1 protein-coding gene is annotated in these 508 nt (G+C 35.4%); it reads left to right on the forward strand.

All coding sequences use genetic code 11. The features are described 5' to 3' along the window. On the forward strand, nucleotides 1–508 hold a 508-nt coding region (locus AYC59_RS01205; RefSeq protein WP_156445440.1), incomplete at both ends, for a zinc-binding dehydrogenase.

A 508-nucleotide genomic window follows, 5' to 3' on the forward strand; every position in this document is an offset into this window, starting at 1 on the left:
GAGTTACAGTTGAGCCAATATTAGCTAAAAATGGATTAGAAGGACAATATAACTTAGATCCAAACTTAGGATTCGTTGGACTTGCTTCTAATGGTGGATTTGCAGAATTCTGTGTTGTTGATGGAGGACTTGTACATAAATTACCAGATAATGTTGATTATGAACAAGGTGCGTTAACAGAACCAGCTGCTGTTGCGTTATATGCAGTTAAATTAAAAGCAGGAGATAGTGCAGGTGTATGTGGATGTGGACCTATAGGAATATTAATAATAGAAGCGTTAAGAGCTGCAGGTTCTACTAAAATATATGCAGTCGAATTATCACCAGAGCGTCAAGCAAAAGCTAAAGAATTAGGAGCAAGTGTATTTGATCCTTCAAAAGATGATGCAGTTACATACATTAAAGAACAAACAAATGGAGGAGCAGATGTTTCTTATGAAGTAACAAGAGTACCTAAAGATTTACAACAATCTATAGAAGGTGTTAAAATCGATGAAGAATGTATGGT

This window comes from Pseudostreptobacillus hongkongensis (assembly GCF_001559795.1).
Lineage (GTDB): Bacteria > Fusobacteriota > Fusobacteriia > Fusobacteriales > Leptotrichiaceae > Pseudostreptobacillus > Pseudostreptobacillus hongkongensis.